The organism is Clostridium sp. 2218st1_F5_2218SCRN_220325, assembly GCF_039062665.1.
GTDB lineage: Bacteria > Bacillota > Clostridia > Peptostreptococcales > Peptostreptococcaceae > Intestinibacter.
Genome location: NZ_JBCLNH010000003.1, coordinates 1 through 14,787 on the forward strand (window position 1 = coordinate 1; position 14,787 = coordinate 14,787).

The window sequence follows — 14,787 nt, forward strand, 5'->3', positions numbered from 1 at the left end:
TTTTAATAATGCTGCCATTGCTCCATTAGCTTTTAATTGTTTAGCTGTTACTGGTTCTCCATCATAACTGTATCCAACTATTATTCTACCTAATCTTACTTTTAAATCAGCTATATCGTCAGCTAAACAGAATGCTGCCATTATTTCTGATGCAACTGTTATGTCAAATCCATCTTGTCTTACAGCTCCATCACCTTTTTTACCTAAACCATCAACGATATTTCTTAACTGTCTATCATTCATGTCTACGCATCTTCTCCAAGTTATTCTCTTAGGATCTATTCTAAGTTCATTTCCTTGGTGTATGTGGTTGTCTACCATTGCAGCTAGTAAGTTGTTTGCAGCTCCTATTGCATGGAAGTCACCTGTAAAGTGTAAGTTTATATCTTCCATTGGAACAACTTGTGCATATCCTCCACCTGCTGCCCCACCTTTGATACCGAATACTGGTCCTAGAGAAGGTTCTCTTAACGCAACTAATACGTTTTTACCTAGTTTTTGTAAACCGTCAGCCACACCTATAGTAGTAGTAGTTTTACCTTCTCCTGCTGGAGTTGGGTTGATAGCTGTAGTTAATATTAATTTAGCTTTCTTTTTACCATTATCTTTTTTAAGTAGGTTATAGTCGACTTTAGCCTTATATTTACCATATAACTCTAAGTCGTCTTCTGTTAATCCTAATTTTTTAGCTATTTCTCTAATATCTTGAGGTTTAGCTTCTTGAGCTATTTCAATATCTGATTTGAATCCCATAACAAACATCCTCCCACATTATATATATTTTAATAACATCAATTAATTTGAATACTAATTTAATTATACAGTATTTTTTCTAAATTTAATGTTAATTAAATACTATTTAAATAATTTTAAACTAAATAAAAATAAAAATTATTTATTGTTTTTGTTTTCTTTTTCAATTTCTAGTAATCTATTTTTTATAGTTCTAATTTCATTTCTAGTCTCTTCACTAACATCATATGGAGACTGATTAGCTCTATCTGAATCTATTACAGTTTGATTATAATGAATAAACCCTAAAGCTTCACCATCTTCTAGATTACTTTTTATAAATTCAATATCGTCGTCATCTCTCATTTTATTTCCAACAACGAAAACTCTCTGTACGCCAATATCTTTGCCTAGTTTTTTAACTTTTCTATAAGTTTGTAAACTTCTTTCCCCTGGCTCAACAACTACTATAAAAGCATCTACGCCTTGTGCTGTTCCTCTACCTAAATGTTCGATACCAGCTTCCATGTCCATAACAACAACATCTTTACTTTGTAGTATTAAATGAGAACATAATCTTTTCAATAGTACATGTTCTGGACATACACATCCTGAACCACCTGTATCAACTGTTCCTAAAGTCAATAGTCCTACACCATTGTGCATTTTACAGTATTTTTCTGGTATATCATCTACTTTAGGATTTAATTTAAACATTTTATTAAATGTACCTTCACTTGTTGCAGTTCTATCAGAAACTAATTTTTTCATCTCTGAAATTGGCACTATTGAATCATATACTTCTTTTGGAAAACCTAGCGCTAAGGCTAAGTTTGCATCTGGATCGGCATCTACAGCAACAACTCTATAGCCTTCATCAGCAAACATTCTTGATAACATTGAGGCAAAAGTTGTTTTGCCTACTCCACCTTTTCCTGTTATTGCTACTTTCATTTTTTTATTACCACCTTTTGTCATATAGTTTATAAACTATTTATTTTTATGTCTGTCTAACATGTATTTGTAGGTAGTCTATGTTTTTAATAGACTACCCTTATCTATTCTATAAATTTGATATTTATCTATTTAACAGTAAATCTTAGTATAAGCTAACTAATTCTCCAGCAACTCTCTTATTAAGAACTTTTTCTTGGTATAATTCTTCAAAGTGAGGTCTCTTAGCTTCTATACAAGCCATTATATCTTGAGCACAGCTTACTGGATCTTCATTAACATGGAAGCTAGCTCCAACTTTATCTCTTATGCTTCCACATAATATTTCGACAGCTCTAGATGAACCTGTAACTGGAGGCATAACACCTAAGAATGTTTCTATACCAGAACCAACTACATAAGTACCTATAGCTATAGCTTTTTCTGACATCCATTCTGGAGCACAACCTGCAACTGGTAAATCAGCTATATCCATATCTAATGCATTAGCAACTAATGAACATATATTTAATATACGAGAGTTGTCAACACAAGATCCTAAATGGATTACTGGTGGTATATCAACTAATTGGCAAACTGTTGCTAAACCTTTACCAGCGTATTTAGGTGCATTTTCTTTTAACATTAATCCATTTTTAGCTGCTGCTGATGCACCACATCCTGTAGTTACAACTAAGTAATCATTTTTAATTAATTCTTTCATTATAGTTAAGTGGTTGTAGTTAGATGGTGTTCTAGCATTGTTACATCCAACAACTCCTACTACCCCTCTTATTACACCAGATGCAAGAACATCTATTAATGGTTTTAATGTGTTCATATCATCTATTTGAGTATTAACAACATTATTTAATTGTCCAACTATAGCTTCTTCAGCATAACCAACCATAGCTTCTGATTTTAATTCTGGAACCATAACTTTTGATTTATCTCTGTTTTTGAAGTTTAATATAGCTTCTCTAACTATTGTTTTTGCATCTTCTAATGCAGTTTCTTCATGGAATTCCATGTAAGTAGAACCAGTTATTTTAGCTTTTGGTGAAGTAGTTATGAATTTAGTATGATAATGAGTTGCAACTTCTGCTAATGCAGGGAATATACATTGAACGTCAACTATCATAGCTTCTACAGCACCAGTGATTATTGCTAATTCTTGTTGATGGAAGTCACCAGCTATTTTTATACCATGTCTCATTGTTAATTCGTTACCAGTACAGCATATACCTGATAATGTTATACCATCTGCACCAACTTCTTTAGCTAAGTCTTGCATTTCTGGTAATTCAGATGCTAAAACTATCATTTCTGATAATGTTGGTTCATGTCCATGAAGGATTATGTTTACATTATTTCCATCTAATACATTTAAGTTAGCTTCTGTATGTACTGGTTTTGGAGTTCCGAATAATATATCAGATAACATTGTACCTATCATAGATCCAGCCCAGCCATCTGCCATAGAACATCTCATTGCCATATGTATTAATGCATCTATATCAGCACAACATCCGATATGAGTTGAATGCATTACTGTTGCAATTTCTCTATCTATTGCTCTTGGTTCTATACCATATTCTTTCCATATATCTTGTCTTACTTTTGGAGCTCTTGCTAATAATTTAGATACGCCATGTGGTTTACCAAATTCCATTAAACAAACATGAGATACTTCATGTGCTAATTCATATATATCTTTGTCTTCTGGGTCTATTCCCATGAATTCAGCAAATTCTTTTAATTTTTCTGGTTCTTTTATTTGATATGCGCCTCCTGGAGTTGTTAATCCTAATGTATGAGTTATATCTCTGGCATGGTCTGAATGGGCTGCTGTACCACCAGCACACATTCTAGCATAGTTTCTACCTACTATTGTATGTTCGTCAGCACCGCAAAGTCCTCTTGGAGTTTTTGGACTTATTCTACATGGTCCCATACCACAGTTTCTACAGCAAACACCTTGTAAACCGAATCCACATTGTACTTTATATCCTAATTTTCTTTTGTACATTGTTTCAACGCCGTCTTTTTCAGCTTTTTCTAATAAGGCTTTACTGTTAAGGTCTATAGTCATATTTTGCATTTGTTCTAAAACATCAACTTTTTTCTTTTCCATATTCATATTCCCCTTTAAAAAAATTTAATTTCCCCTAAAATGCTGTTATAAGAATTTGTCTCTATATTTATATAAATATATCCTCAATCATTAAATATATTTTTAGACAGCAAAATATATTCCTTTTAAGAATACATTCCTAACTAAATTATATACTAATTTTTCCAATTTTGGTTAAAAATTTCAATAATTTTTTAACGAATAAAACGTCTTTTTGACACTCGATAAATTTTGTTTTTATAAGCCTTCTCATTATTTAAATTTCTATAAATTTTGATATTTTTGTATAGATTTTTAAAGAATTTAAATTTATTATTTTTGTTATGATATAAGCTCTTTGATTTATCAATTGTAAATGTTTTTCATTTAGTTTTTAATTTTTGTAATACAAATTAATTCTATACTACTTTATTCCAATTGTACACTTGCCTATCTCTTTTTGCAATCGTTATCCCAGGCTTTTTATTTGATTTTTTTTAACAATTATTAGTTTTAAAATCTAAATAAATTTTATTTTTATAATATTTTTTAGATTTTCTATGTATTTGTATTATTTTTAGTATAGTTAATATATTTAAGTTAATTTTTATATTTACAATATTACATACATTATATACTTAGTTCATATATTGCATTTTTTATTATATATTTTTTAACAATCTACAAATAGTTCTATAATCTACAAATACTTCTATTCAGTAATGGAATTTGTAAAAATCAATAATTCAAGATAGTATATAAATATAACTTATATACAAATAAATATAATTTGGAGGAGTAAATGGATATAAAAATTTTAAGATATTTTTTACAGATATGTAAGGATGGTAGTTTTTCTAAAGCAGCTAAAAACTTATATATATCTCAACAAGGCTTAAGTAAATCTATAAGCAACCTTGAAAAGGAAATCGGTGTACCTGTGTTTAATAGAACCTCTAAGGGTAATGAATTAACTGAATATGGTGAATATCTAAAAAATAAGGCATCCACTATTGTTTATCAATTCGATATTTTAACAGAGGGTATTAACGAAATAAAACAGAAAAACAAAAAATTTTTAAATATAGGTGTTCCATTCGGGGTGATAAATTCTCTTTCATTTGACTTAATAAATGAATTTAATAAAATTTATCCAGATATTATTCTTAATATAAAAGAATATACGGATTCAAAGTGTGAAGAAGCTATATTAAACGGGGATGTTGATTTAGGTTTTGTAATTGCACATTTTGACAAAAATAAATTTGATTATAAACTAATCAAGCACGAAAAACTTTATGCTATAGTCAATAAAAATCATAAATTAGCAAATCATGACTTTATAGATTTTTTAGATTTAAAAAATGATCTGATGATTGGCTACTTTGTGTTGAGCTAAAACACGCTACTAAACTTATCATCGAAATTATTGATAACATAACTAATAATACTTTTTTTAATTTATTTTTCATATTTAATTGTGATAAATACTGCTATTTATCCATACTCCCTTCATTATTATCCTAATTTATTTTATATACATTCCAATGTATGTTCATGTATTCATATATTGTATTTAAATTATCCCTATACTTGATAATTTTAAACTCTTTAAATAATACTTTTTGTTTACATATTTGAAAATAACTCTTAGAATAGTAAATTTTTTATATTTTTAAAAGATATGATAGAAGATAAGTTTTATTTTTACCTCTCATATTATATTTTATTAATCATACCTTTTCAATAAAAATACGCCTTTTATATATTCCAATTTGTTATTATTCATTTATACTTATTAAAACTTTTTCTCTTTTATTTTATAGATTACTATTCTATCATTTTTCTTATTCTAACAAGCATTAATAATCTTTACAAACAGAAAAAAGTTGTATATTCTACAACTTTTTTCTGTTTGATAGTAATTATAAAAATTTTGTCTATCCGTATATAAAATTTCAAATATTATTTACTTATATATATTTAGCTAGTTCTCTTTTACAAGCTACAGTAACTTCATCTTCTGGATTTAATTCATAAGCTCTTTCAATGTAGTAATTTGCATCATCAAAGTTACCTACGTTTAAGTACGCCATACCTAAGTTACAAAGTATTTCTGGGTCTTCTTTTAATTTAGCAGCTGCTTCTAAAAGCTCTATTGCTCTATTCATGTTTAATGTAGATGCTTCACATAATGCTAATTCAACTAGAGTATCAACTTGTTGTGGTTTCATTCTAAGTATTTTTTCATAATATTCTTTAGCATTTTCTATTTCGCCCATGTTTTTATAAGCTAAACCAATCATAAATAATAGGTTCCACCAATCTCCGTATTTTTCTTCTAATGGAAGTAGTTTTTCTAGTCCTTCTTCAAATTTTCCTTGGAATACTAGAGTATATCCTTCTTCATATTCTACTTTAGAGTACATTTTTCCTAAGTTATCTTGTACTTCTGCTACAAAATCTTCATCAAGTCCTAGTTTTAATGCTTCTTCCCATATTACTTTTGCTTTTATATATTGATTTTGGTTATAATAATGGTATCCTAAATGATAATATGCAAGTGCAAAGTTAGGATCTAAGTTAGTTACTTTTTCAAGCTTTTCACCAGCTTCTAATAACATATCGTTCATCGCTTTAGCATCGTAATCTTTTTGGTATTCAGTCGCTAATTCTTGACAAACTATTGCATAGTTATATAATCCTTGAATGTCATCTGGGTATAAAGTTATAAGTGCTTTTACATATATAAGAGCATCTGTCACTTCACCTATTTCAAAGTATTTTCTAGACATATATCCCATATATGATTTAGCATCAAATTTAACATTCTTTTCTAATGCTTTTAAGAATTTTTTATATTCATCATTATATCTAAACTGTGGGTCAATACCTATTATGTATATCATAGCATCAGCTATAGACATAGAGTTTATTCCATCTTGTGCTGTATTTTCTTTTATACCTTTTACTAATACTTCATTTTTTATAGGCACATTTAAACCTTCTTTAGGTAATGTATAACCCTCTAAATTAAATTCTGCATCTTCTTTAACTGTTATAAAAGCTAATTCCTCTGTTTTAGATAATAAATATTTATCTATTCTAAACTTCATATTGTTCCTCCTTACGAACTATTTTACAAGTTCTTTTAATTCAACTTTATAAGTTCTAGATTTTTCAAATACTTTTATGTCGTCATATACAAATAATATTATGTTCTCTTCTTCTTGCAATTTTGCATGAATATCTTGTTTTAATTTTAATATGTCGTATTTAAATGGTTCAAAATGAACATATTTTAGTATATATTTTGTAGGCGTATCTATATGTTTAGGTAGATATTTCTCTAAATTTTCTCTTTCGTGTAAAAATTCATGTACTCTCGGTTTAATATTATCTACTTCTACTTTTGTAAATATATTAGGAACACTTGAAATTTTACCTAAAGAAACATAATCGTATTTTAATATTTCCATAAATAAATCATAGTTTTCTGTAATTTTTTCTTTATAGAAGTCTAGTAATATACTATACAACTGATTCTTACCTTGCGCAAGATGGAAATATCCCATTTCATCAAAATAAGTTGCAAATTCTTCAAAGAATTTGAATGCACTTTCACTATAATAATTTTCAATTATATATTTTACTGATAATGAGAAGTTATTAGAGTTATAATATCTTTCTAATATATCTTCTATATCTTTTAATTTTAATATTTCATCATAGCTTATAAATTTATTGCTAAGTATTTCATATGGAGCATAATCTTTATATTCATATTCAAATTCTTCCGCTCTAGCTCTCATACCTGTTCCTTTTATCATTTTTAGGAAACCTAATTGTAATTGTTCTATTTGTAATCCAAATACATCATTAAATGATTTTTCAAAGCTGTCATATCCTTCATATGGTAATCCTGCAATTAAGTCTAGATGTTGATGTATATTTTGATAAGATTCTATAGTTTTTACAACGTAAGATAACTTTTCGAAATCATCTCTTCTTCCAACTGCATCTAATGCTTCTTGGTTTGTAGTTTGAACACCTATTTCAAATTGGAATAATCCTTCTTTACAGTCTTTTAAGAATTCTAGCATGTCGTCATCTAATAAATGAGCTGTTACTTCAAAATGATAAGTAGTGTAACCATTATCATTTTCCATAAGGAATTCCATTATCTCTTTTGCAAACTTTTTATTTGCGTTAAATGTTCTATCTATAAATTTAATTTGTGAAACTCTAGCATCAATTAAATTTTTAAGGTCTCTTTTTACTCTATCTATACCGAAATATCTAAGTCCTTTTATAGCTGATGATAAACAGTATTGACAGTTAAAAGGACATCCCCTTGATGTTTCATAGTATACGATTCTATTTTCATATTCTGTTATGTCTAAGTTTTCATATGGACTTGGGATTAAATCTAAATCTGCTAATAACATACGTTCTTTGTTTTGAATAATCTTTCCATCTTGTCTATATGTAATTCCGTCGACATGTTTTATATCCATTTCCCCGTTGAAGTGCTTCATAAGGTCTCTCATAACCATTTCGCCTTCGCCACGAATTATATAATCTACAAATTCATATTTTTCCATAGCCTCTTCGCTGTCATAAGAAACTTCTGGCCCACCTAATCCTATTATTACATTTGGATTTACTTTTTTAATATTTTCACATAATTTTACGATATCATATATATTCCATATATATGTTGAGAAGAATATGGCATCGTATTTAGCTAAGTAAATATCTTTTAAAATATAATCTAATTGATTATTTATTGTATACTCTCTTATATCAACATCTACTAAGTCTTTTATACTCTCTTTGATGTATCTTATTGCTAAATTTGTATGAATGAACTTTGAATTCAAAGTTGTAAGCAATACTTTCAAATTTTCCACCTCTTTTTTTATTTATAAACTGTTTTTCTCTGTATTTAAATCGAATAATGTTGTAATATAATAAGTATATAATTACTATTTAGAAAGGAAGTTTGCTATGGAATTAATCGATCAAGTTACTATTAATGACTTATCAAAAAGAGACTTATTATTAATAATAAAATCATTAGAGTTTACTAGTAAAAAAACAAAAAATCCTGACTTCATAGAACTTAGAAATAGCATAGTAAAAGAACTATGTTTTTTAACAGAAACTAGTGAAGAGCAATTTCTTGGTTATCTAGAAGAAAACTGCTAAACTCTTTTAAAATTAAATGTATATTGCCCAGATTTTGATTTAACAGAAATTCTCAATATGTTATTACTAAAATCTTTAGATATAACTTGTATTTTGTTTAAAATTGGATCAACTATAGTATCGCCTTGATTCAAATTAATCAAACTTCTTGGATCTGAACCAGTATTATACGGAGACTTATTTATTGAGTATTTTCTCAATTTTGTAATATACGCACCCATTGAAGATATAAAATCTATATTCTCTATATTTAAATTAGCTTCTGCTGATAGTATAGATAATATAGATTTTTTCATACTTAAAATTCCATCATTTAAACATTCTCTATCTTCTATATAGATGTCATAAATAACATTTAATAAGTTTGTTATTAATTCATTTTCTGCATAATCACATATTTTTAAATCTATATAATTATCTATAATCTGTATAGCTTTTATTCTCGCCATTTGGAACTTTATCATACTGGCTTTGTCTAATTCTATTTGTAAACCAATCATCTTTTCTTTAATAGATTGAAGTATTTCTTCATATTCTAAATTTGGATTGTCTATTAAATTGTGAATCAGACTATTATATAATACAGATGCTAAAATATAATCAAATAAATACTTATCTCTTTTTAAGTACTTCACATATTTTTGAATAAGGGATAATACCTCATCTTCGCTTTTTTGTATATTTGTATTTGATAAAATTAGAGGCAACAATACATTTAATACATCCATATATTGTGGCTTATTTTCATAAAAATTAAAATAAATTAGCTCGTCTCTAAGCCTCTTGTTATCAACATATACATTTCTCTGCAACTTATTATCTATAAGACATTTTGTACCAATTATCATCAAATGTTTTAAACTAGTGTCCTCTATGTCAAATGATGATATATAACAATTTTTAATTAAATCATCTTTCATATAATAACCGCCCTATGGAGCTTCCCTCCTTTTAATAATTAAATAAGGAGCCCCGTACTATTTTAGTATTCCTTCAAATAGTACAACAGCCCCTTTTAAATTTTACTTTATTACAATTAATTACATTCTTTCTGGTGCATGCATTCCTAATAATGCTAAAGCATTTTCTATAGTTTGTCTAGTTGCAGCAACTAATGCAAGTCTAGCTTTTCTAAGTTCAGCATCTTCTACTAAGATTGGGTTGTCATGGTAGAATTTGTTGAATGCTTGAGCTAAATCTAAAACAAATCTAGTTATTATATGTGGCTCATTTTTTCTCATTGCAGCAAGTATTGATTTATTGAATGATCCGATTACTTTTAATACTTCTGCTCCATCACCATCAGATAATAAATCGTAGTTTATATCTGTAGTTACTTCTTCCTCTGCTTTTCTTAAAACTGCACAACATCTAGCGTGAGTGTATTGAACATATGGTCCTGTTTCACCTTCAAAACTAAGTGTTCTTGACCAAGAGAATGTATAATCTTTTATTCTACTGTTAGATAACTCTTGGAATACTACTGCTCCAACACCAACTTGTTTAGCTATTTGGTCTACATTTTTAGCATTTGGATTTTTAGAAAGCACTATTTCTTTTGTTTTTTCTACAGCTTGTTTTAAAACATCTTCTAAGAATACAACTCTACCTTTTCTTGTAGACATTGTTCCTTCTTCTAAAGCAACCATACCAAATGGAACGTGGATTAAGTCTTTTGACCATTCATATCCCATAAGTTCTAATACTTTAAATAATTGTTGGAAGTGTAGAGATTGTTGAGAACCAACTACATATATACATTTATCGAAATCATAAGTATTTTTTCTGTATATAGCAGCAGCTAAATCTCTAGTCATATATAAAGTAGAACCATCATTTTTAGTTATTAATGCTGGTGGCATATTGTATTCTTCTAAGTCAACAACATTTGTTCCTTGAGATTGTACTAATAATTTTTTGTCTTTTAATGTTTCTATAACTGAATCCATTTTATCTGAATAGAATGATTCACCTGCATATGAATCGAACTCTATGTCTAGTAAATCATAAACTCTAGCGAATTCTTTTAAACTTTCATCTCTGAACCATTGCCATAAAGCTTTTGCTTCTTCGTCTCCGTTTTCTAATTTAGTGAACCAAGCTCTAGCTTCATCTTCCATTTCTGGTTTTTGTTCAGCTTCTTCATGGAATTTTACATATAATTTTAATAGTTCTGGTATTGGATTTGCTTCTACAGCTTCTTTACTTCCCCAAAGTTTGAACGCAACTATTAGTTTACCAAATTGAGTTCCATAATCTCCTAAGTGGTTTACTCTAACTACGTTGTACCCTTGTGAATCATATATTTTATATAATGCATTACCTATAACAGTAGTTCTTATATGTCCTATATGGAATGGTTTTGCTATGTTAGGAGATGAGAAGTCTATTACTACAGCTTTCTCTTGTCCTAAATCAGAATGTCCATATTTTTCTTTTTTAGTTAAAACGTCGTTTATTACTGTTTTAGCTAATTGTGATTTATTTACGAAAAAGTTTACATACCCTCCAAGTGGCATAACTTTTGATATTGCACCGTTAGCTTCAATATTTTCTGCTAAATCAGCAGCTATCATATTTGGAGCCTTTCTAAATACTTTTGCTAATTTAAAGCATGGAAACGCAAAGTCCCCCATCTCCTTATTTGGTGGCACTTCTATTAATGCTACTATTTCTTCTAATGTTAAGTCTTCTATCTTTTCTTTAAGACAGTTTGCGATTGCTAGTTTAAAATCTTGCATTCTATTCTCCTCTCTTATTGTAATACGTTCATATTTATTACTCTATGTTAAATCAAATTCTAATTTTTTTCAAGTTTTTCAACTTATATATACTCAAGATATAAATTATATATCATCTTCATCTAATAACGCTATATTTTCTTTATTTAAAATGGCAGCTGTTACTCCCATTCCTTTTATTTTATTTCCACAAAAAGTACCGTCATATATCTTTTTATATCCGCAAGAAGGGCTTCCTGCTTTTAATATTGCCTTTTTAGCATTGCACTCTTTTGCTATTTTTAAAGTTTCCTCTGCACCTTTTATAAAGTTTGATGTTACATCAATGCCTTTATTTGATAAAACTTTTACAGAACCGTCTAATACATCATGTCCATCTTTTTTTCCAGTTGTTATAATCTCAGACGGATCTCTTGGTGTTGATAATCCACCAAGTTGTTCTGGACATACTAAGATATATTCTTTATTTTCTAAGTACTTAATCACATTTTCTGATTTATTATTTCCACCGCTGTATTTGCAGTTTTCTCCTAATAAGCAAGCTGATACTATTATCATAATTTTCACCTTTATTAACTATAAAGTTAATCTTTTAGATTTTTATATTATCTTAAAGTTACTATTGTAACTCCTGCTCCACCTTCTCCATATTCTCCTGGACGTTTTGATTTAACGTGTTTGTTTCTTTTTAATACGTCTTGTAGACCTTTTTTAAGAACTCCAGTACCTATACCGTGGATTATTGTCACTGTTTCAAGTCCAGCAACACAGGCATCATCAAGATATTTTTCAACTTCCATTATTGCTTCTTCTAAGTTCATTCCTCTTAAATCAACTTCGCCTTTTACTTTTCCTGATTTTTCGCTAATTATCTTACGAGTTGTTTTAGTAACTGTTGATTTTTTGTCTTTTTGTACTTTTTGTAATGATTTAAATGGTAGAGTCATTTTCATTATACCAATTTGTACGACAGCTTCTTTTTTCTTTTTGTCTACAGAAACTACGCTTCCGTCTTGGTTTAATGTTACTACTTTTACATCATCACCTGGTTTTAAATCTTTTATTTCTTTAGAAGATACTTTTGGCACTATCATACTTTTTACTGAAGGCTGTAAGTTCCCCATTGAGTCAGATAATTCTTTTCTAAGTGCATCAATTTTTTGTTGTTTTTGTTTTGATGCCATTTCTGTTTCTAATTTTCTAAGCTCTTTTAAGATATTTTCTGATTGTTCTTTAGCTTGTCTAGTTATGCTAAATGCTTCAGATTTAGCTTTGCTAATTATCTTTTCTCTTTGAGACATAACTCTTTCAAGCCTATCTTCGTATTCTGCCTTAATTTCTTCTATTTCTCTTTTTAATTTTTCAGCTTCTAATCTATCTTCTTCTGCTTTTAATCTATTTTTTTCTACGTTTTGTAGTACGTCTTCTAATTCTATATTATCAGTATTTATAAATTCTTTAGCTCTGTTTATTACGTATTCACTTAAACCTAATTTCTTTGATATTTCAAATGCATTAGATTTTCCTGGAACACCTATTAATAGTCTATATGTTGGACTTAAAGTATCAATATCAAACTCAACAGCAGCATTTTCTACACCTTTTTTAGTAAGAGCATAGTTTTTAAGTTCGCTGTAGTGAGTTGTTGCTATACACTTAGCTCCAGCCATATTTACATCTTCTAGTATAGCTATTGCAAGAGCTGCCCCTTCAACTGGGTCTGTACCGGCACCAAGTTCATCAAATATTACTAAAGAATCACTTGTTACTTCTTTTAAGATAGAAACAGTATTTGTCATATGTGATGAGAATGTAGATAAACTTTGTTCGATACTTTGCTCATCACCTATATCAGCAAATATATTGTCATATACACACATACTAGTTCCAAAATCAGCCGGTATATGAAGACCACTTTGTGTCATAAGTGCAAATAAACCTACTGTTTTTATTGTTACAGTTTTACCACCTGTATTTGGTCCTGTTATAACTAATGTATCAAAGTCTTTACCAAGATAAACAGTATTTGGAACGACATCTCTCTTATCTATCATTGGATGTCTACCATTTTTGATGTAGAAATATTTTTCTTCGTTTAGAACTGGTTCTATCGCTCTCATCTCTACAGATAATTTACCTTTTGCAAATGCAAAATCTAATTTACCTAAAATCTCTTGATTTGAGATTAATTCTGAAGAAATTTCACCTATCATTGCTGATAATTCAGCTAGTATTCTTTCTATTTCTTCTTGTTCATCAAGTTTTAATTTTCTAAGTTCGTTGTTCATCTCAACTATACTCATAGGTTCTATAAATAATGTAGCCCCTGATGATGATTGGTCATGTACTATACCTGAAACTACTGATCTATATTCAGCTTTTACTGGTATAACAAATCTATCACCTCTCATAGATATTATGTTATCTTGTAGGTATTTTTGATATGTAGTCGAACTTATTATAGAATTTAATTTCGATCTGATAGATTGATTCTTTTGAACAATCCTTCTTCTTATTGTTCTAAGTGTTGTCGATGCATTATCAGAAATCTCAGACTCTCCTACTATAGAAGTGTATATTCTATCTTCTATGTCTCTATATGTATATAGAGAGTTTGTAAGAGCTTGGATTATTGGATAATTGAAATCTTCTTCTTCTGAACCTTCTAAATTTCTTTTTAGGCTACGTGCTACTCTTAGGCAGTCTGCTATCTTAAGAAGTGACCCTGGGTCTAATGTAGCCCCTACATGAGCTCTTTTTGCCTTGTCTTCTATATCATGTATTCCATCCATACTTACTAAACCTCTTTTAATAAGTATAGCTTGTGCTTCACTTGTTTCAAGTAATGTGTTTTTTACTTCATCAAAGTCATTACTCGGTTTTAAATTCTCTATGTGTTTAAGCCCTAAAGAAGATGACGCCTTTGTTTTTAACTTATCTATTATTTTATTAAACTCTAAAACTCTAAGCGATTTTTCGTTCATTCTTCCTCCTAATTATTGTAATTCTTGCCACAATTTTTTTATTATTAGTATTATTGATAAAAACCCCAAATTT

11 protein-coding genes are annotated in these 14,787 nt (G+C 28.8%); 2 read left to right on the top strand and 9 right to left on the bottom strand.

Features of this window, described 5'->3' with window-relative positions; all coding sequences use genetic code 11:
- From ABCM86_RS02640 to cooS, 3 genes are all read right to left on the bottom strand, one after another.
- On the bottom strand, window positions 1–753 hold a 753-nt coding region (locus ABCM86_RS02640), incomplete at its 3' end, for a formate--tetrahydrofolate ligase (RefSeq protein ID WP_343003433.1).
- A 138-nt stretch (window positions 754–891) separates the two neighbouring features.
- A complete protein-coding gene (locus ABCM86_RS02645; RefSeq protein WP_195930656.1) occupies window positions 892–1,686 on the bottom strand; it encodes a carbon monoxide dehydrogenase accessory protein CooC in 795 nt (264 codons plus the stop codon).
- A 145-nt stretch (window positions 1,687–1,831) separates the two neighbouring features.
- The gene (gene cooS, locus ABCM86_RS02650; protein ID WP_195930657.1) at window positions 1,832–3,799 is read right to left on the bottom strand and encodes an anaerobic carbon-monoxide dehydrogenase catalytic subunit; all 1,968 of its coding nucleotides are present in this window, start codon (window positions 3,797–3,799) and stop codon (window positions 1,832–1,834) included.
- A gap of 781 nt (window positions 3,800–4,580) precedes the next feature.
- Between cooS and ABCM86_RS02655 the strand changes: the two genes are divergently transcribed.
- Window positions 4,581–5,177 (top strand): LysR family transcriptional regulator, encoded by a 597-nt coding sequence (locus ABCM86_RS02655; protein ID WP_343003434.1) that lies wholly within the window; start codon window positions 4,581–4,583, stop codon window positions 5,175–5,177.
- Between the two features lie 574 nt (window positions 5,178–5,751).
- On the opposite strand, the gene ABCM86_RS02660 is transcribed toward ABCM86_RS02655, so the two are convergent.
- Window positions 5,752–6,894 carry a tetratricopeptide repeat protein gene (locus ABCM86_RS02660; protein WP_195930659.1) on the bottom strand — a complete coding sequence of 381 codons (1,143 nt, stop codon included), beginning with the start codon at window positions 6,892–6,894 and terminating at the stop codon, window positions 5,752–5,754.
- Between the two features lie 18 nt (window positions 6,895–6,912).
- A complete protein-coding gene (locus ABCM86_RS02665) occupies window positions 6,913–8,682 on the bottom strand; it encodes a B12-binding domain-containing radical SAM protein (RefSeq protein ID WP_343003435.1) in 1,770 nt (589 codons plus the stop codon).
- Between the two features lie 106 nt (window positions 8,683–8,788).
- On the opposite strand from ABCM86_RS02665, the gene ABCM86_RS02670 reads away from it, so the two are divergent.
- Complete coding sequence (locus tag ABCM86_RS02670) at window positions 8,789–8,989, top strand: hypothetical protein (protein WP_195930661.1); 201 nt, start codon at window positions 8,789–8,791, stop codon at window positions 8,987–8,989.
- Here ABCM86_RS02670 and ABCM86_RS02675 read toward each other — a convergent pair.
- The 4 genes from ABCM86_RS02675 to ABCM86_RS02690 all read right to left on the bottom strand — a co-directional run bounded on the left by ABCM86_RS02675 (window position 8,986) and on the right by ABCM86_RS02690 (window position 14,714).
- Entirely contained in the window at window positions 8,986–9,909 is a 924-nt protein-coding gene (locus tag ABCM86_RS02675; RefSeq protein ID WP_295573249.1) for a hypothetical protein, read from the bottom strand. The genes ABCM86_RS02670 and ABCM86_RS02675 overlap by 4 nt on opposite strands.
- Window positions 9,910–10,029: 120 nt before the next feature.
- On the bottom strand, window positions 10,030–11,730 hold the full coding sequence (argS, locus tag ABCM86_RS02680) for an arginine--tRNA ligase (protein ID WP_295573252.1): 1,701 nt from the start codon (window positions 11,728–11,730) through the stop codon (window positions 10,030–10,032).
- 105 nt (window positions 11,731–11,835) lie between these two features.
- The gene (locus tag ABCM86_RS02685) at window positions 11,836–12,288 is read right to left on the bottom strand and encodes a DUF523 domain-containing protein (RefSeq protein WP_195930664.1); all 453 of its coding nucleotides are present in this window, start codon (window positions 12,286–12,288) and stop codon (window positions 11,836–11,838) included.
- Window positions 12,289–12,335: 47 nt separating this feature from the next.
- Window positions 12,336–14,714 (bottom strand): endonuclease MutS2, encoded by a 2,379-nt coding sequence (locus tag ABCM86_RS02690; protein ID WP_343003436.1) that lies wholly within the window; start codon window positions 14,712–14,714, stop codon window positions 12,336–12,338.
- Window positions 14,715–14,787: the final 73 nt, after the last annotated feature.